The sequence below is a fragment of the Pseudomonas sp. LPB4.O genome (genome assembly GCF_038383825.1).
Taxonomy (GTDB): domain Bacteria; phylum Pseudomonadota; class Gammaproteobacteria; order Pseudomonadales; family Pseudomonadaceae; genus Aquipseudomonas; species Aquipseudomonas putida.
In genome coordinates, this window is record NZ_CP151298.1 from 2605258 (window position 1) to 2622328 (window position 17071).

Genomic DNA, 17071 nt, shown 5'->3' on the forward strand with positions numbered 1-17071 from the left:
CGCTCTGACTTCCGGTCCCGCGGCTGCATCCTTGTCGGCACGCAAACGGCTTTTCTTGAATCATGTTCACATACACGCACACCATTTATATGAGCAACCCGGGAGCAGTGCAAGTCCTCCCGAGTGATTGTGCGTGCTAATTTCATACGGTCGTTTCAATTGGAGTGAGGCACCTCAACGGAGGCGCTCTGTGCGCTTGCCATGTTTCAAAGAAAGGTAATATGCTGAACGTCGTTCGTAATCGTGAATACGTGGGGGTTGCGTTATGCCACAGTCCAAGGTGCATAGAGAATGCCTGGGTCCGGTCGCACTCCTGACACTGGACGGGCCGCCAGTCAACGCGTTCAACCTGGGTATGCGCCGTGAGCTACACGATGCGCTGCAATGGACCGGCGCGGATCGGCAAGTGAAGGCGGTGGTCATCACCGGTAGCGGGCGAGGTTTTAGTGCAGGGGGCGATATTCGGGAATTTGGTACGGCTGAGGCCGGTGCGCTACCCGGGCTTTCGAGCCACATCCACATAGCCATTGAACGCTCGCGCAAGCCTGTAATCGCGGTTGTGCAAGGTTTTGCCTTGGGCGGCGGCCTGGAGACCGTACTGGCGAGCCATTACCGCGTTGCCGAAACAGATGCATGGATCGGGCTGCCAGAAGTCACTCTGGGTACGCTGCCATTGTCGGCCACACAACGCCTGCCGCGCCTTTTGGGGCTTGTCCCCGCTGTGCGGTTGATGATCCAAGGGCAGCGAGAAAAGGTATCTGCGTTTTATCAGACAGCATTGTTTGATCGCGTTGTCGATTCGGGGCAAGGGGTCTCGAACGCCTGTGCCTGGGCAGCCGAGATGGCGGCTTCGCCATTGTGCTACGCCGATCTGAAAAGAAGGCTGGTGCGTTCCCTGCCCATCCCAGGCAATGACCTGCAGCAGGATCTGATAGAGGCGAGGCAGTTATTGCAAGGCAGGACTGATGCCGCCTCACACGCGTTACTGCAAGCCGTGCAGGCGGCCGTCGATAGCCCAGACTTTGATACGGGGCTCGCTTGCGCTCGACGCTTGTACGACCAACTCATGTCCAGTGAAGCGCTGCTGCATGGCCGTGATCGATTTCTTGCCGGGGCGCCTGAAACAGGCGTCCTGGCAGACCACAAGGCCCAATAACAGAGGATTGGCTAGCGTGCCTATCGATGAAAAGCTACTTACTCAATGGATCGGTCGCCAGCAAACCCAGCGCGACCTGTTGACGTCGGTTCCTCTTGGCGCACTCGCAGCCGTACTGGATCATGAAGAGCACGCCTATGGTAGCGATGCTCAAGTGCCGCCGCTGTGGCATTGGCTCTATTTCCTGCCCTTGGCGCGGCAATCGAATGTTGGCGCCGACGGCCATCCACAGCGGGGTGGTTTCCTGCCCCCGGTTAGCCTGCCGAGGCGAATGTGGGCAGGGGGGCGGCTCAGTTTCAGTGGCCCGTTGCCGGTAGGCTCTGAGGTAGAGCGTATTACCACGATCACTGACGTAACGCACAAAGCTGGCCGCAGCGGAGAACTGGTGTTCGTCAAGCTGTTGCACGAGCTGTCAGTGGATGGCGAAGTTCGCGTGCGCGAAGAGCAAGATATCGTCTATCGCGATGCACCTGGCCCGGATGATCCGCCCCCAACGCCTCAGTCCGCACCGACAGGTGCACAGTGGATAAAAGAGATCGTGCCGGACCCGGTTCTGCTGTTCCGTTATTCGGCCTTGACCTTCAATGGCCACCGCATCCATTACGACCGCCCGTATGCCACTGAAGAAGAAGGCTACCCCGGGCTGGTAGTGCATGGCCCATTGATCGCCACGCTACTCATGAACCTGCTGCGCGAACAGTTACCGCTGGCACACGTCACCGCATTTTCCTTCCGCGCAATGCGCCCCGCGTTCGACCAGCGGCCGCTGCGCCTATGCGCTCGCGTTGAGGCTAACAGGGTGCATTTGTGGGCGGAAGATGAGCAGGGCTTCCTGTGCATGGACGCCCGAGCAGAACTCGACTGATGCAGCGGCGCAAACCGCTGTGCACCGACCTGATTTGGGTGCTGCTGTGGGCGCTGGTCATCGTCATGACGTTAATGGGCACGAGGTGAATATGCGTTCTTGTCTTTTCGTACCTGGAGACCGCCCAGAGCGGTTTGCCAAAGCCCTGGCGGCCGGTGCCGACAGGGTCATTCTTGACCTTGAGGATGCGGTGGCCCCAGGTAACAAAGGGGCTGCGCGGGAGCACATTGCAAGGGCGGTCGAGGAGGGCGCGCAGGTCATGGTCCGCATCAATAGCCCAGGCTCAGATGCGTTTGCCGAAGACCTGGAGTTGATCCGCCGCCTGCCCGTGAAGGCCGTCATGCTACCCAAGGCGGAATCTATCGAGCCTTTGCGCGCATTGGCCGCGGTTACCACCGCCCCCATCGTGCCGCTGATTGAAAGCGCGCTGGGTGTTTGGCAGGTGATGGACGTTGCCAGGGGGGTGAACGTAGAACGGCTAGCGTTCGGCTCGATTGATTTTCAGGCTGACGTCGGGTGTGCGCACACAGACGAAGCCCTGCTGTATTCACGCTCGCAGATCGTCCTTGCATCCCGTGTGGCTGGCCTGCAAGCGCCGATTGACGGCGTGTCGGTCATACTCGATGACAGCCAGGTGATTGCTGCCGAGGCCAAGCGCAGTCGAGCACTGGGCTTTGCTGGCAAGCTCTGCATCCACCCGCGCCAAGTGCCCATAGTGAACCTGGCATTTACGCCCTCGAGTGAGGAGCTGGCCTGGGCACGTCGCGTAGTGCAAGCCAGCAGCCGATCAGCGGGTGCGGCAGTTTCAGTCGATGGCGCCATGGTCGACCTGCCGGTGCTTGTCAGGGCACGCAGTCTGCTGGCAGTCGTGGGAGAGGGCTGAAAACGCTCGCTCAGTACTGTGATGCTGGCAGCCGCACGACCAGACCATCCAGAGCGGGGCTGACAATGACCTGGCAAGTGAGGCGGCTGTTCTCGGTGACTTCCGAGGCACAGCTGAGCATGTCGCGCTCATACCCCTGAGCTTCAGGGATTTGTGCAGCCCAGTCTGCTTTGTCGATATAACCATGGCAGGTTGCACAACTGCAGTTGCCGCCGCAATCGCCGAGAATTCCGGGTACCCGATTGTTCAAGGCAACTTGCATCAGGGACTGGCCGACCTCGGCTTCAACGTGCTGTTCGCTGCCATCGTGCTGAATAAAGATGATCGTAGGCATTCTTGTTCTCTCGCCGCCTCTTGGCTGGGGCCGGTCAATCCATGGCACCGACACCGTTGTGAAATGTGTGTGACACAGATATGTTATTTGGAACGTCGTTAGAAATACTGAACGACGACGCAGGCCGCTGTCAAACCGGCGCGATCGCGGCCTGCCCTCATTACTACCCACTGTGCAGGAATTTTCAATGACGCAGAATAATGCTTTCCGTCTCGATGATCGTATTGCCGTAGTAACGGGAGGCGGTGCAGGCATCGGCCGCGGCATCGCCGAAACCTTTGCCCTCGCTGGCGCACGTGTGATCGTGGCAGATCTGGACGCAGCTGCAGCGCAACTGACCGCAGACGCTATCACCGAAGCGGGCGGGCAGGCGCATGCAGTGGCCGTCGACGTCTCAAATGAACATGAGGTGATCGCGCTCTTTGAGCAGGTGATCGGGCAACACGGCGGCCTGGACGTGCTGGTCAATAATGCGGCGATCTTTCCCAAAAAACCATTTCTGGAGGTCGATACGGCATTCTGGGATAGCCTGCAGGCCGTCAATCTGCGTGGGACATTCCTGTGCCTGCGCGAAGCGATCCGCCATATGAAGGCGGGAAAAGGCGGCTCGATCGTGAATATTTCTTCGGTCTCGTCCATGCAGGCTGTGGTGCATCACAATGGCACCTACAACGCCACAAAGGCCGGGGTAAATAGCCTGACGCGCACCACGGCGCTCGAATTCGGCCCCGATGGAATCCGGGTGAATGCCGTGCTCCCAGGCGGGATCCCCACGCCTGGGGCGCGCACAGCATCGGCGGCCATTGAACTCAAGGGGCCAATAATGGGGGAAGGGCGCATCCCACTGGGAGGGATGGGTGATGTGCAGGATATTGCCAATGCAGCCTTGTTCTTGGCCAGCCCTGCATCACGTTACATCACTGGCCAACTATTGGCCGTAGACGGTGGGTTCCTGGTTAGCTGAGGGCGCCTGAAGGCGCGCGTCGTTCTTGTGGAGTACTCGGTACTGACTCGGACTGGTACCGGCATGCTCCTTGAACACCTTGCGGAAGGTCTGCACATCGCTGTATCCGCAGAGGGTGGCGATCTGCGCGATCGAGCGACTGGTACGCAATAGCAAGCCCTGTGCTGATTTGATTCGCAGTTGTCGAACGTACTCTTGTGGCGTGCTGCCAAGATGCCGCTGAAAATGCCGCAACACTGTCTGTTGGCTGACTGCCATGGCCTTGGCCAGCTCAGAAATGCGTACGTCCTGGGCGAATCTTTCTTCCAACCACAACTGGGCGTTCGCGGTGAGGGCGTCGTCAGCGAGATGGTCTTCAGCCGACTGATGCAAACTGGTCACATCGCTCAACCAACGGGCCAGTTCTGGCGTTGTAACATGCTCGATCAGTCGGGTGATCAACTGCATGTCCGCCGCCAGCCCACTACCAGTGATCACCCGGCCATGCTCGACCACGGCGCTGCGATGCTCGACGCGAATATTGGGGTAACGACGTCGGAAAAGTGGCAGAAGAGTACGTCCTATTGTTGCCGTACCGCCGCTTAGGAGCCCTGCTTCAGCCAAAATGAACACTGCTGAGCCGCTCGCTGAAATCAGCGCGCCGCCGGCGTGCTGGCGGATCAACCATTCACACAGGGTAGTGTGTTTGGCAAGCCAATCAGGGAGAGACAGCTGCTCGTCCAGGATGACAGCGGGCAAGTGAATCAGATCGAATTGCAAGCCGGCGTCCAGTCCGCCGTCGGAGGGCAGGGTGCGGCCTCCGGCTAATTTTGCGGCGCGGCCATCGGTTGTGAGCAAATGCACCCGGGTCTGCATGGTAATGGGTTGGCGCGTGCGATAAAGCTCCACGACTTGTCGGCCGATGAGCTCGAACGCATCGAGAAATACGCCCAGGCTGGAAAGGTATGCGCCTGTGATGCCTACTACTGCAAAGCCCGACATGGAGTGGTCCTTGGATCAGGAGAGCTGCTGCCGGAGTATGCCGCAAGCACGGTGTGAGGCGCACCCTTGGACGACTGGCAAGGGCTGGACTCATACAAATCGCGCAGGGTTCAAAACCGGGCCTGCCAGGTGCTGGCCTCCGTCGCCGTGCAGTGTTTCACCATTGACGAAGCAGCAGGCATCAGAAGCCAGGAACAACGCGGCACCACCCACGTCCTCGACTGGATCACCAAGGCGCCCCAGCGGCAGTTGCCCGATCATGAGGTCTATCACCCTGGGGCGTAAAGCATGGCAGTGTCGCACTTCGGGGGAATCGGCCAACGGTAGCAGCAGATTGGTGGTTATCTGATATCGCCCCCAATCCAAAGCGGCGGTGCGGGTCAGCCCGACAAGGCTCCAGGCCGCAGCGTTGTAAGCCGCCAGGCCTTCATTGATACCCTCTCCATAGCGGTGCCCAACGTTGATGATGCGCCCAGCGCCCGCCAATTGCATCGCTGGCACCGCGCACTGCATCGCGCAGATTGCTGCCTGCACACGTGCAAATGCCTCGTCGAATGCGGCGCGAGGCTGGTCTTCCAGAGGAGCAATGGTGGGTATTGGCAAGACGTTATTGATCAGCACATCCACACCGCTCAGCGCAGCGATAGCCATTTTCAAGGTGGCGCCGATCTGGCCGTCAAAGGCGGCGGCATACGCCAGCGCAGAACCGCCCTTGGCGCTAATGACCTCGGCGACCTCAGTGGCTGCGCTGAGCATGGGGTCCAGCACAGCGATTGAAGCTCCCTCGCGCGCCAAGCGGATGGCGATGCCGCGGCCAATGCTGTCGGCGCCCAGTACCAACACCTTTTTATCTTGCAAAGCGTTCATGGCGCGACCTTCTGGGCGGGTGATTCCAGGGCATGCAACTGAGGTAGGCCGAGCAGATTCTGACCGCCATCGATGAAAAGCGATTGCCCCGTGATAAAACGGCTAGCCTCACTGGCAAGCCCTAGCACTGCCGAACCTATGTCCTCTAGCGCCCGACCGTGCCGACGCATGGGTGTCTGCCGCGCGACGGCTTCGAGCTTTTGCATATCGTCGCCATAAAACGCTTGGTATGCGGCGCTCCAGCCGGAGGGCAGCACCGCATTTACCGTGATATTGTGCTGTCCCCACTCATTGGCGAGCGTGCGGGTCAGTCCTCGGATGGCTTCTTTGGTTGCGTTATAGGCCAAGCCGTAACGGCTGCCGTAGGCGCCATTCACGGATGCGAAGTTAATGACTCGACCGGCACCTGCCTGAATTAACCACGGCAGCGCGGCTTGCGCAGTCCAGAGCGAGGCGTACAGCCCGGAGCGAAGCGCCACATCGAGCAACCCATCATTGTCATCTGAGCAGGCATGGGCCAAAGGCGGAACCACTTGGGCATTATTAACCAGAATGTCGAGGCGCCCGAAGTGCGTAGCGGCTTCGCGGACCAGCGCTTGGGCCTGGTGTTTATGGCTCAGATCGGCCTGCAGGAAAATCGCTTGCGCACCGAGCTCGCGTAACGCCTGCGCGACTTTGTCTCCGCGCTCCCGTGAGCGCCCGTTGACGATCACCATTGCACCTTCCTGCGCGAAACGCTGGGCGATGCCTTCGCCCAACCCTTGGGTAGAGCCGGTGACCAATGCTACCTTTCCGCTTAGTCGAGTCATGCTGTTTCTCCGTCGTTCCCCATGCGCTAATCCCACCATGCCTACCCGGTCAGATTCGCATCGCCATTGATCCATTGCGCCAGCCGATCAGCGAGCTGCATATCCGCCAGCTCGACGAAATATCCCAGCTGGCTGACTGTGTCGAGGTGGATGATGGCGGGGTGGCCTTGGGCGTTGAGGTTGTCGATGGTCTCGAAGCAGACCTGCGCTCCCCCTGGCCGCTGCTCCAGATTGGACGTCGCATAACCCAGATGGAAAATGCCTTCCCCCCGACTCTCCAGCCATTCGGATGCGCTGCTCTGGCCGCTACCAGGCTCTACCATTTCCAGATAAAGATCGCCCCAGCGCGCGAACGCATTGCGGTTGGCAATCCGCTGTTCGATACCCCGGTAACGCCCGGTGTAATCAGTATCGAGCCGGCGAAAACGCCCGAGGCCGAACAGGGTTCGATAATGTTCCATGCTGGCTTCCAGATCGCGTACGACAACCCCGATCTGGTAGAGCTTTCCGTCGAATTCCATTGTGTTGATCCTTCGTTCAAACGGTGGAAAAGCGGCTGACTTCACATCAACGACCAATGCCTGTGCAGAACAGCCGTGTGTATTGTTCGATGATATGGGCCACGTCCTGTCCGGCATTGCGCTGCAGCCTCATGGCTGCGCAATGACACAGGTCGATCAGCGCGCGGACAGCCAGTGGGCAATCGATCGAGGTGTCTAACAAGCCCTGAGCACCTGCCTGTTCGAGCATTTCCTGGAGCAGCGTCCGATACTGGCGAGACTGGGCACTCACTGCCTCTTGCTGTTCCGCACTCAGGTATCGGCGTTGCTCTGCAAGCACAATCATGCAGTCCCGATGGGCATCCAGGTCATGAAGGTAAGCGTGGATAACTGCGTAGACCCTATCGGACAGCGAGGCGCTTGGCGTTTTGCTGATCTCCCGCAGGCGCGCAGTGGCCGTTTCAACTGCGTAAAGGCACACCGCATCCAATGCGGCTTCCTTGGTGGGAAAGTAGTAATACAAGCTGGCCTGTTTGAGCTCAAGCCGGTCGGCAATATCTTGGGTGCGGCACCCATGAAAGCCCTTTTCAGCAAAAACCGAGGCGGCGGCCATGAGGATTTCCAACCGGCGCTGTGTGAATTTGCCGGTGGTGGGCTTGATCGGCATCTGCAGTGTCCGCGCTCAAATTAAAAATGTCCTGCCAAGGTAAGCGACCCCTCTCCAGAAATTCAATAGTGCTATAGAAAATAATCGCTGAATGCCCTGCATGCGGGTTGACACATAAGCCGATGCTTATTCTTAATGCTGTACGGAATCCAAGTCCAAGGATACATAAGTAATGGCTTATGATGAAACGTTACGAGCGCTTGCTGATCCCAGCCGGCGAGCCCTCTATGAAAGCCTGGTGCGGGTGCCTGCCCATACCGCCGCGCTGGCCGAGGAATCACGCCTGAGCCAGCCGGCTGTATCGCAGCACCTGAAGGTGCTGCTAGAGGCTGGGTTGGTGTCTCAGCAGCGTGACGGACGGCGCACGTTGTATGCGGCAAGGCCCGGAGCATTGGACGACTTGATGAGCTACCTCGGGGGGCTGGCAGCAGCACCTGCCAGCGCCGAGCGCGGCCTACCGCACACGCTTGAAGCTGATGCAATCGCCTTGGCCGCGCTGCGTTGGGCGCGGGAGTGGCCGGGCCAGGATCCGAATGTCTACGCAGTGACCCAACGCTTGCTGTTGATGGGGCGCCATGTCGAACGGGCGCTGAAGGAAACCGCTGAGCGTCATGGCCTGCAAGGCAGTGAGCTGCTGCTGCTGGATGCGATCAATCTGACTCCTGGCCATAGCCTAACGCCTTCTCAATTGCAGATGCGGCTGGGGCTGACCAAGGGCGCGGTCACCAAACTGATGAACAACCTTGAACGTCTTGGGCTGATTTGCCGGTCCGCTTCCCAGCAGGACCGTCGTATCAGTCATGTTGCGTTGACCCCCAAGGCTCAGGGCATGCTGAAGACCATTCTCGACCACCACGAATACGGCGCCGACCATGCCGCCGCCAAGCGCCTGCCTGCCAACGGTCTGACCCAGCTGGCGCACCTGCTGCAACACTTTCACGGGTTGATGGAGGGTGAGTTGGCGCGGCGCGCTGCGTCAGGCAATTCTGAATAGCGTTCAAAAAAACTGTTGACGATAAATGTTTCCTGGTGAACTATTAGGTCAGGCGGTTGAGACCTGTCATCTAAAAGATGGGCGGTAGCAATGCCAAACGTACTCACCTACGGAGAATAATAATGAGATCAGCGGTGTTTCACGCAGCCGGAGAGCCCTTGGTGATCGAGACGCGTCCCGATCCCGCACCTGGCCCTGATGAAGTGGTCATGAAAGTTCACAGCTGCGGTATCTGCGGCACCGACCTTCATATGACCGAGGGGCATTCGCCCGGCTTTGACTACCCAGCCGGTACGGTCCCTGGGCATGAATATGCAGGCGAGGTGGTGGCGGTGGGGGCCGAGGTTCAGGGGCTGCAGATCGGCGACAGGATCAGTGCCTTGCCATTCACCGGTTGCGGCCATTGCCTGGCCTGCCAGCGCGGCAGCCCAAGCCATTGCGTAGCGTTCCGCGGGCTTGGTAGTGGCTTTAGCGAATATGTCGCAGTCAGCGAGCGCACCTCGATCAAGCTTCCAGACTCATTAACCTACGACGACGGTGCCCTGCTGGAGCCTATGGCAGTGGGCCTGCATGGTGCAGCCATGGCGGGCATAACGCCTGGCGCCACGGTACTGGTCCTGGGGGCTGGCCCTATCGGCCTGGCAGCCGCATTTTTTGCGCGCAAATTGGGCGCTGGCCGAGTCGTGGTCGCCGCCAATTCCACCCGCCGTCAGGCGCTGGCCCTGCAAATGGGCGCTGATGCATTCATCGCCCAAGGCCAGGGGCAAACGCTTGCTGCCGCGGCCACCGAGGCCTTCGGTGCAGCGCCAGACATCGTGCTCGAGTGCGCGGGCCAACCAGGCTGCATCAGCCAAGCCATCCAAGCCGTGAGCCGCGCTGGAACCGTGGTGGTGCTGGGCTTCTGTACCACAGCAGACAGCTTTGTGCCAGCGACAGCGGTATGGAAAGAAATCACGTTGCGTTTTTCCAACACATACACCGTGGGTGATTTCCAGTATGTGGCACAGGTGCTTGCGCGTGGGGCGCTGGAGCCGCGGGCAATGATCACCCAGCACGTTTCGTTGGACGAGGTGCCGTCCGTATTCGAAGCGCTGCGCACGCCCAGCGGACAATGCAAAGTCATGATTCATCCCTGGGCGTGAATCGTCGGCGGACCTGCTCCCGCTCTTTCATCCATCTATCCAGATGCGTTTCACCGGAGGTGACTGAATGAATGCTTCCCTGCAACCGTGGGCGAGCTACGTCGACCTGCTCAAAGCCGCCAGCGAAGTCGAACTACAGCTTTGGGACCCGCTTGACGAGCACTTGCGTGCCGAACTGTATCGCCAATTCGCCATGAACCTGTCGCAAGGTTACTTTCTGTATTTCCAGGCGGACCCCGATTACCCCGACTGGGCACCTTTCGAGAACTCGGTGTTTCTTGCCCAGCCCAACCCCGACGCGGTCTATCACTTCAGCGCCGTCAGCGGCGAGGGGGTCTACCGCGTGTCAGGTAACAGAGGAAATGTGCCGGTGGCGGGCTTCGCGACAGGCAAGCACATGATCGGTATGGGCAACCCACCAGGTCCGGGCTTCAATAACTACGACCTTGACCAGCTGGACATCGCCGAGGACGGCAGTTTCGAGGTCATCTTCAGCAGCGAGCGGCCAGAAGGCTATCAGGGCGACTGGTTATACCTTCACCCAGAATCACGCTTCTTGCTGTTGCGCCAGTTTTCCTACGATTGGGGGAATGAGCGCGACGTCAAGGTGTGCATCGAGCGCCTGGGGGAGCAGCCGCTAAAACCACGTATGAGCGTGGCTACGATTGACCAGCAATTGCGGGATCTGTTTGGCGGTTACGTGAAGCGTCTGTCACAACTGTGCCAAGGGATCATCGCCAACAGCCGCAGCAACCGGCCGCCGCACGAGATGAAGCTGGTCACGTTTGCAGAGCTGGGTAATGGAGATGACTGGCCACAAGCCTATTACGAATGCACCTACGACTTACAGTCTGACGAGGCGCTGATTCTGGAAACCGAACTGCCGCAACGCTTGGTGTATTGGAACGTTCAGGTCGTCGATGCGTTGTGGAATCAGGTCGAACTCGTTCATCGCCAGAGCAGCCTCAACGGTCATCAAGCTCATGTGAATGGCGACGGGAAGTTCCGCGCAGTGCTGTCCGTGGAAGACCCAGGCGTTGCGAACTGGCTGGATACCGGCGGCAACCTCAAGGGCATGTTGATAGGACGGTGGTACCGTAGCAGCTCTCATCCCACGCCCATCCTGAAGAAAGTCAAACTCGCCGACCTGGATGAGCACCTGCCATTGGATATGTTGCGCGTCACCCCGGTGGAGCGCGGCGAGGCCCTGCGCGTGCGGCGCCTCGGGGCGCAATTACGCCGGCGTTGGTAGGAGGCGGCCAGCATGGAACAACTCAATGGCAAGGTGGCGGTCGTGCTGGGTGCCTCCACGGATCCGGGCATGGGCAGCGCTATCGCCCGATTGTTCGCGGCGCATGGCGCCAAGGTTGTGGTCGCGGCCAGACGCATCGCACCACTTGAGCAACTGGCATGGGACATAGGCGGCAGTTGCCTGCCTTGCGACGTGACCTGTCAGGCTGACCTCGAGCGCCTGGCAGAGGTCACATTGCAACGCTACGGTCGGCTGGACATTGCCGTCAATGCTGCGGGCATCGGTTTGAGCAAGCCGTTTGCCGAAACCCGCGAGGAAGACCTGGACCAGGTTTATCGCACCGTTTTCAAAGGCTCGTTCCAGTTTTTGCAAAGCATGCTGAGAGCGATGTCCGACGGGGGGGCGGTGGTCATGCTGTCGTCGGCCATCGCCCGTATCGGCTTCCAGGACCAGGCGCTGTATGGCGCCTGCAAGGCCGCCGGCGAGCATGTGGTCCGGGCCGTCGCCGATGAGTACGGCGTGCGCGGTATCCGTATCAACAGCATCGCCCCCGGCCTGACCGAGAGCGGAATGACCCAAGGCTTCACCGAAGTGCCCGGCGTGCGCCAGGCCTTCGAGCGGGCGTACCCGCTGGGCCGCTTGGGCACCGTGGACGATGTCGCCCAAGCCGCATTGTTCCTGGTCAGCGAGGGGTGCTTCATGACTGGCCAGACCTTGCAGGTGAATGGCGGCCTGACGCTGCGCCGCAATCCTACCTTTGCCGAAATCCAGGCAGCCATCGCTTCTGCCAGGCCCGGGTAGCTGCAGCGACTGCAATGTGGCGTCCGCCACTTTCTATCACTAGCTAACGAGATAACCATCGTGACGATATCCGCCAACTTCAAGGGCGCGGAGGGGCAGTTGCACGCCGCCGCCAGCGCCGCAACGGGTTTGACCGACTTTGGTGACCCTGCTGAATATCTCCCGGGCTTGCAGCGGCTGCTGGCTGCTCTGGATGACAATGGCCCGGTCTTCAAGCCAGGCGGCCGCGAGTTTGCCTGGAATCTGCTGGTCGGGATTCTGGTTTCACGCTTGCTCAGCGAGGAGGGCTGGAAAACACATCCAGGATGCTTGCAGCATCGCGTAACGCGCCCGCTGATTGTGATCGGCATCCCACGCACGGGCACCACGGCACTGCACAAGTTGTTGTCGATGGACCCGCAATTCCAGGGGATGGAGCGCTGGCTCACTGCGTTCCCGATGCCGCGCCCGGAACGCCACACCTGGGCCGCGAACCCTTGGTACCAGGCTTGCGTGGCAGGCCTTGAACAGTTTTTTGCAGCGGCGCCACACATGCGTGCTGCCCACGACATGCGGGCCGATGACGTGGACGAGTGCCTGGAAGTGCTGAAGCAGAATTTTTGCAGCAACTTCTTCGGCTCCTCCCTCCGTGTACCCGATTACGACCGTTGGTGGCTGGAGCAGAGCGAGGCGAGCAGTTATCGGCGCCTGCGCAAGGTCATTCAGTTGATCGGCGCCAACAGCCCGGAGAAGACCTGGCTGTTGAAGAACCCTGGGCACGTGGCCCAGGTCGGCAACCTGCTGGATGTGTTTCCCGATGCTTGTGTGATCCAGACCCATCGCGCCCCGGCCAGCGCCCTGCCTTCGCTGTGCAGTGTACTTCGTGAGGCTCGCAGCATTCTGGAGGAGGGTGTCGATACGCGGGCCATCGGGGAACGAGAAGCCAGCTACTGGGGCGCGGCAGTCGAGGACGCACACCGCGCAAGGGCCAGGGCGCCCGGCCAGTTCCTGGACATCCTGCAACAGGACATCCAGCGCCAGCCGATGGCCGTGATCCAGACCATCTACCAGCACTTTGGCCTGACCTTAAGCGATCAAGCGCGCGCGCGGATGCTTGAGCGGATAAGCGCCGCGCCGGAAGCCCGACACGGTGAGCACCGTTATAGCGCTGAAACCTATGGCCTGGACCCAGACCGGGTCAATCAACGGTTCGCCCCCTATATCCAGCGCCAGGCCCTGGCCTGAGCTACTTCCTGTACTACAAGAGGTATCCCAATGCCCGATCTGACAATAGACGATGCCGAACTGGCATCACGCCTGGCAACCGCTGCCGGCGAACATCTGCTCAGGCTGAAAGAGCATGGCCTGTTATCCAGTACCTACCTTGGCGTACATGGTGATCGCCTGGCGAATACCTTGCTGACTGACTTGCTGCGCAGGCATCGCCCTGATGACGGCCTGCTTTCAGAGGAAGAGGCGTCCGACGATGCTCGCCTCCACAAGCAAAGGGTGTGGATTGTCGACCCGCTCGATGGCACCCGCGAATATGCGGAAGGCCGACCGGATTGGGCGGTGCACGTCGGTTTGGTCAAGGACGGCAAAGTCGACGCGGCTTGCGCTGTGAGCCTGCCAGCGCTGGGCAGCGTGTTCAGTGCAGCTGCCCCAATCGTTCTACCGCCAGCGCCAGCGGGGCGCATGAAAATCCTGGTCAGCCGCACCCGAGCGCCGCGGGTCGCCGAGCAGGTAGCACTGCGGCTGAATGCGCAATTGGTGCCCATGGGGTCGGCAGGCGCGAAGGCGATGGCGGTGGTGCGGGGTGAGGCCCACGCCTACCTGCACGCTGGTGGCCAATACGAGTGGGATTCTTGCGCCCCCGTGGGCGTAGCGCTGGCGGCGGGCCTGCATGCTTCGCGCATTGACGGTAGCCCCTGCAGCTACAACCAACGTGAAGTGTTCATGCCTGATCTTCTGATCTGCCGGCCAGAGGTTGCAGCCGCTCTCCTTTCGACCATTGCCGAGTGCCAGCGGCACGAGGAGCTCCAACATGACTGATTTGACCCATCTGCAACGCCTTGAGGCAGACAGCATCGATATCCTGCGCGAGGCGGTATCGGAGTCAGAAAACCCGGTAATGCTGTACTCGATCGGCAAGGACAGCGCAGTGATGCTGCATTTGGCACGCAAAGCGTTCTTTCCGTCGCGTCCGCCGTTTCCGTTGTTGCATGTAGACACGACCTGGAAATTCCAGGCGATGTATCAGATGCGCGAGGAGATGGCGAAAGCGTCGGGCATGCAGTTGCTGGTTCATCGCAACCCCGAGGCCGAAGCACAGAATATCAACCCGTTCACCCACGGCTCGGCGCTGCACACTGACATGTGGAAAACCGAAGGGCTGAAGCAGGCGCTGGCCCTGCACAAATTTGACCTGGCATTCGGCGGCGCACGCAGGGATGAGGAAAAGTCCCGTGCCAAGGAGCGGGTGTTCTCATTCCGATCAGCCCAGCAACGTTGGGACCCCAAGGCCCAGCGCCCGGAGTTGTGGCGGTTGTACAACGCGCGCAAACACCCAGGTGAGAGCATCCGCGTATTCCCGCTTTCCAATTGGACCGAGCTGGATATCTGGCAGTACATCTACCGCGAGAGTATTCCCATTGTGCCGCTCTATCTCGCCGCTGAGCGGCCGGTGGTGGAGCGCGACGGCACGCTGATCATGGTCGATGACGAGCGCATGCCGCTGCGAGATGGCGAACGCGTGCAAATGCGCAGTGTGCGGTTCCGCACACTGGGTTGCTACCCATTGACCGGGGCAGTGGAATCCCAGGCAGACACGCTGCCGGCCATCATCCAGGAAATGCTGCTGTCCACCACCACTGAACGCCAAGGGCGCGTGATCGATCATGACAGCGCAGGCTCCATGGAAAAGAAAAAAGTCGAGGGGTACTTCTAATGAACGCTAACACTGCACTCATCGAGCAAGACATTGAGCAGTACCTCAACCTCCATGAGCAAAAGACGCTCTTACGGTTCATCACGTGCGGGAGCGTCGATGATGGCAAGAGCACGCTGATCGGCCGTCTGCTGTATGAAGCGAAAGCCCTGCTGGAAGACCAGATGACCACCCTGGAGGCCGATTCGCGCAAATCTGGCACCCAGGGCGACCAACTGGACTTTGCCCTGCTGGTCGATGGGCTGAGCGCCGAGCGCGAGCAGGGCATTACCATCGATGTCGCCTATCGGTTCTTTTCCACCGACAAGCGCAAGTTCATCGTCGCCGATACCCCTGGGCATGAGCAGTACACCCGCAACATGGTGACGGGCGCTTCTACCGCCGATGTTGCGATCATCCTGGTCGATGCTCGCAAAGGCCTGCTGACCCAGACGTTTCGCCACAGCTACCTGGTGTCTCTGATCGGCATCAAGCATGTGGTGCTGGCGGTGAACAAGCTCGACATGGTCGATTACGCACAGGAAGTGTTCGAACGTATTGATCAGGCCTACCGCACGTTCGCTCAGCAACTGGAATTCAGTTGCATCCAGAGTATCCCGCTTTCAGCCCTCAAGGGCGACAACATGACCGAACCTAGCCCTAATACCCCTTGGTATGCAGGGCCTAGCCTGATGCAATATCTGGAGAGCGTCGATATTGGCAATGTCAGTAACGACGCCCCTCTGCGCATGCCGGTGCAATGGGTCAATCGGCCCAATCTCGATTTCCGGGGTTTTTCCGGACGCGTGCTAGGGGGCTCGCTCAGGCCAGGTGACAATGTGCGGGTGTTGCCATCGGGCAATTGCAGTACGGTCAAACGCATCGTCACCTTCGACGGAGATCTTGATCTCGCACAGCGGCATCAGTCCATTACCGTCACCTTGGCAGACGAAATCGATGTCAGCCGCGGCGACGTGCTGGTGGCAGCAGGCGACCCGGCGGAGGTTTCGGACCAGTTCCAGGTCACGCTAGTGTGGATGGACGCCAACGAGATGCTGCCCGGCCGCCCTTATCTGCTGAAGATGGGGGCAAGCACCGTCAGCGCAACGTTCTCGACGCCGAAGCACCTTGTCGACGTGAACACGTTGCAGCACCTGCCGGGCAAGACGCTGCAACTGAACGATATTGCGGTCTGCAACATGGCGCTGGACCGACCTCAGCCGTTTGATTCGTATACCCAGAATCGCGACATGGGCAGCTTCATCGTCATCGACCGTATCACCAACCTCACAGTCGGGGCGGGGATGCTGCAGTTTGCCCTGCGCAGAGCGCAAAACGTGCACTGGCAAGCCGTGGAGGTGAACAAAGCTGCCCGTAGCCGGCTCGCTGGGCATAAGCCTGTCGTGCTCTGGTTGACAGGGCTTTCGGGTACGGGCAAATCCACCATTGCCAACCTGGTCGAGCAGCAGCTTCATGCGCTTGGCGTACGTACCTACCTGCTTGATGGTGACAATGTACGCCATGGGCTCAACAAAGACCTCGGCTTCACGGCCGCTGACAGGGTCGAGAATATCCGTCGTATCGCCGAGGTTTCCCATCTGATGGTTGATGCAGGGCTGGTGGTAATCAGTGCATTCATCTCACCGTTCAGGGCCGAGCGCGAACTGGCCCGCAGCCTGGTGGAGGAGGGTGAGTTTGTCGAAGTCTTCATTGATACCCCGCTGGCAGTTGTGGAACAGCGCGATCCCAAAGGTCTGTACAAGAAAGCGCGCCAGGGAACCTTGAAAAACTTCACCGGCATCGACTCCCCCTACGAAGTGCCGCTCTCGCCGGACGTGTACATCGACACGACACGCCAAAGCGCTTTGGACGCTGCGCAGCAGATCGTTGCATGCCTGCGTGAGCGCGGCGTGGTGGCCAGGTAGGTATTGGCCGGCTTGGGCAATTTCAA

General features: G+C 59.9%; 18 protein-coding genes. 12 read left to right on the forward strand and 6 right to left on the reverse strand.

Annotated features, from left to right (window positions below; translation table 11 throughout):
- Positions 1-265 precede the first annotated feature (265 nt).
- From MRBLPB4O_RS11660 to MRBLPB4O_RS11670, 3 genes are all read left to right on the forward strand, one after another.
- The gene (locus MRBLPB4O_RS11660) at positions 266-1156 is read left to right on the forward strand and encodes an enoyl-CoA hydratase/isomerase family protein (protein WP_341798540.1); all 891 of its coding nucleotides are present in this window, start codon (positions 266-268) and stop codon (positions 1154-1156) included.
- Positions 1157-1172: 16 nt separating this feature from the next.
- Positions 1173-2021 carry a MaoC family dehydratase N-terminal domain-containing protein gene (locus MRBLPB4O_RS11665; protein ID WP_341798541.1) on the forward strand — a complete coding sequence of 283 codons (849 nt, stop codon included), beginning with the start codon at positions 1173-1175 and terminating at the stop codon, positions 2019-2021.
- A gap of 91 nt (positions 2022-2112) precedes the next feature.
- Complete coding sequence (locus tag MRBLPB4O_RS11670) at positions 2113-2904, forward strand: CoA ester lyase (protein WP_341798542.1); 792 nt, start codon at positions 2113-2115, stop codon at positions 2902-2904.
- A gap of 10 nt (positions 2905-2914) precedes the next feature.
- On the opposite strand, the gene MRBLPB4O_RS11675 is transcribed toward MRBLPB4O_RS11670, so the two are convergent.
- Positions 2915-3238, reverse strand: coding sequence for a 2Fe-2S iron-sulfur cluster-binding protein (locus tag MRBLPB4O_RS11675; protein WP_341798543.1), 324 nt, complete (start codon positions 3236-3238; stop codon positions 2915-2917).
- Positions 3239-3425: 187 nt separating this feature from the next.
- Between MRBLPB4O_RS11675 and MRBLPB4O_RS11680 the strand changes: the two genes are divergently transcribed.
- Positions 3426-4202: an SDR family oxidoreductase gene (locus MRBLPB4O_RS11680; RefSeq protein ID WP_341798544.1), complete on the forward strand. Its 777-nt coding sequence runs from the start codon at positions 3426-3428 to the stop codon at positions 4200-4202.
- On the opposite strand, the gene MRBLPB4O_RS11685 is transcribed toward MRBLPB4O_RS11680, so the two are convergent.
- From MRBLPB4O_RS11685 to MRBLPB4O_RS11705, 5 genes are all read right to left on the reverse strand, one after another.
- Complete coding sequence (locus tag MRBLPB4O_RS11685; protein WP_341798545.1) at positions 4167-5183, reverse strand: helix-turn-helix domain-containing protein; 1017 nt, start codon at positions 5181-5183, stop codon at positions 4167-4169. The two genes, MRBLPB4O_RS11680 and MRBLPB4O_RS11685, sit on opposite strands and share 36 nt — an antisense overlap.
- Before the next feature lie 90 nt (positions 5184-5273).
- Positions 5274-6050, reverse strand: a complete 777-nt coding sequence (locus MRBLPB4O_RS11690) for an SDR family oxidoreductase (RefSeq protein ID WP_341798546.1) — start codon at positions 6048-6050, stop codon at positions 5274-5276.
- Positions 6047-6859, reverse strand: a complete 813-nt coding sequence (locus MRBLPB4O_RS11695) for an SDR family NAD(P)-dependent oxidoreductase (protein ID WP_341798547.1) — start codon at positions 6857-6859, stop codon at positions 6047-6049. Before MRBLPB4O_RS11695 ends, MRBLPB4O_RS11690 begins: the two co-directional genes overlap by 4 nt.
- A gap of 41 nt (positions 6860-6900) precedes the next feature.
- On the reverse strand, positions 6901-7380 hold the full coding sequence (locus MRBLPB4O_RS11700) for a VOC family protein (protein ID WP_341798548.1): 480 nt from the start codon (positions 7378-7380) through the stop codon (positions 6901-6903).
- 46 nt (positions 7381-7426) lie between these two features.
- Positions 7427-8026, reverse strand: coding sequence for a TetR/AcrR family transcriptional regulator (locus MRBLPB4O_RS11705; RefSeq protein WP_341798549.1), 600 nt, complete (start codon positions 8024-8026; stop codon positions 7427-7429).
- A gap of 172 nt (positions 8027-8198) precedes the next feature.
- On the opposite strand from MRBLPB4O_RS11705, the gene MRBLPB4O_RS11710 reads away from it, so the two are divergent.
- The 8 genes from MRBLPB4O_RS11710 (at position 8199) to cysN (ending at position 17045) form a co-directional block, all read left to right on the forward strand.
- The gene (locus tag MRBLPB4O_RS11710) at positions 8199-9020 is read left to right on the forward strand and encodes a metalloregulator ArsR/SmtB family transcription factor (protein ID WP_341798550.1); all 822 of its coding nucleotides are present in this window, start codon (positions 8199-8201) and stop codon (positions 9018-9020) included.
- A 122-nt stretch (positions 9021-9142) separates the two neighbouring features.
- Positions 9143-10162 (forward strand): alcohol dehydrogenase catalytic domain-containing protein, encoded by a 1020-nt coding sequence (locus MRBLPB4O_RS11715; RefSeq protein WP_341798551.1) that lies wholly within the window; start codon positions 9143-9145, stop codon positions 10160-10162.
- Between the two features lie 67 nt (positions 10163-10229).
- Entirely contained in the window at positions 10230-11414 is a 1185-nt protein-coding gene (locus MRBLPB4O_RS11720; protein ID WP_341798552.1) for a DUF1214 domain-containing protein, read from the forward strand.
- A gap of 12 nt (positions 11415-11426) precedes the next feature.
- Positions 11427-12215, forward strand: a complete 789-nt coding sequence (locus MRBLPB4O_RS11725) for an SDR family oxidoreductase (RefSeq protein ID WP_341798553.1) — start codon at positions 11427-11429, stop codon at positions 12213-12215.
- Between the two features lie 60 nt (positions 12216-12275).
- Positions 12276-13439: a sulfotransferase gene (locus MRBLPB4O_RS11730; RefSeq protein WP_341798554.1), complete on the forward strand. Its 1164-nt coding sequence runs from the start codon at positions 12276-12278 to the stop codon at positions 13437-13439.
- 30 nt (positions 13440-13469) lie between these two features.
- Positions 13470-14246: a 3'(2'),5'-bisphosphate nucleotidase CysQ gene (locus MRBLPB4O_RS11735; RefSeq protein WP_341798555.1), complete on the forward strand. Its 777-nt coding sequence runs from the start codon at positions 13470-13472 to the stop codon at positions 14244-14246.
- Entirely contained in the window at positions 14239-15141 is a 903-nt protein-coding gene (gene cysD / locus MRBLPB4O_RS11740) for a sulfate adenylyltransferase subunit CysD (RefSeq protein WP_341798556.1), read from the forward strand. The genes MRBLPB4O_RS11735 and cysD overlap by 8 nt, the downstream gene beginning before the upstream one ends.
- Entirely contained in the window at positions 15141-17045 is a 1905-nt protein-coding gene (gene cysN / locus MRBLPB4O_RS11745; RefSeq protein ID WP_341798557.1) for a sulfate adenylyltransferase subunit CysN, read from the forward strand. Before cysD ends, cysN begins: the two co-directional genes overlap by 1 nt.
- The last annotated feature ends 26 nt before the right edge of the window (positions 17046-17071 follow it).

Excerpts from the sequence above, each read along its gene's own strand:
- MRBLPB4O_RS11660 (WP_341798540.1), top strand. The coding sequence starts at position 266 with ATGCCACAGTCCAAGGTGCATAGAGAATGCCTGGGTCCGGTCGCACTC.
- MRBLPB4O_RS11670 (WP_341798542.1), top strand. The coding sequence starts at position 2,113 with ATGCGTTCTTGTCTTTTCGTACCTGGAGACCGCCCAGAGCGGTTTGCC.
- MRBLPB4O_RS11675 (WP_341798543.1), bottom strand. The coding sequence starts at position 3,238 with ATGCCTACGATCATCTTTATTCAGCACGATGGCAGCGAACAGCACGTT.
- MRBLPB4O_RS11680 (WP_341798544.1), top strand. The coding sequence starts at position 3,426 with ATGACGCAGAATAATGCTTTCCGTCTCGATGATCGTATTGCCGTAGTA.
- MRBLPB4O_RS11685 (WP_341798545.1), bottom strand. The coding sequence starts at position 5,183 with ATGTCGGGCTTTGCAGTAGTAGGCATCACAGGCGCATACCTTTCCAGC.
- MRBLPB4O_RS11690 (WP_341798546.1), bottom strand. The coding sequence starts at position 6,050 with ATGAACGCTTTGCAAGATAAAAAGGTGTTGGTACTGGGCGCCGACAGC.
- MRBLPB4O_RS11695 (WP_341798547.1), bottom strand. The coding sequence starts at position 6,859 with ATGACTCGACTAAGCGGAAAGGTAGCATTGGTCACCGGCTCTACCCAA.
- MRBLPB4O_RS11700 (WP_341798548.1), bottom strand. The coding sequence starts at position 7,380 with ATGGAATTCGACGGAAAGCTCTACCAGATCGGGGTTGTCGTACGCGAT.
- MRBLPB4O_RS11705 (WP_341798549.1), bottom strand. The coding sequence starts at position 8,026 with ATGCCGATCAAGCCCACCACCGGCAAATTCACACAGCGCCGGTTGGAA.
- MRBLPB4O_RS11710 (WP_341798550.1), top strand. The coding sequence starts at position 8,199 with ATGGCTTATGATGAAACGTTACGAGCGCTTGCTGATCCCAGCCGGCGA.
- MRBLPB4O_RS11715 (WP_341798551.1), top strand. The coding sequence starts at position 9,143 with ATGAGATCAGCGGTGTTTCACGCAGCCGGAGAGCCCTTGGTGATCGAG.
- MRBLPB4O_RS11720 (WP_341798552.1), top strand. The coding sequence starts at position 10,230 with ATGAATGCTTCCCTGCAACCGTGGGCGAGCTACGTCGACCTGCTCAAA.
- MRBLPB4O_RS11725 (WP_341798553.1), top strand. The coding sequence starts at position 11,427 with ATGGAACAACTCAATGGCAAGGTGGCGGTCGTGCTGGGTGCCTCCACG.
- MRBLPB4O_RS11735 (WP_341798555.1), top strand. The coding sequence starts at position 13,470 with ATGCCCGATCTGACAATAGACGATGCCGAACTGGCATCACGCCTGGCA.
- cysD (WP_341798556.1), top strand. The coding sequence starts at position 14,239 with ATGACTGATTTGACCCATCTGCAACGCCTTGAGGCAGACAGCATCGAT.
- cysN (WP_341798557.1), top strand. The coding sequence starts at position 15,141 with ATGAACGCTAACACTGCACTCATCGAGCAAGACATTGAGCAGTACCTC.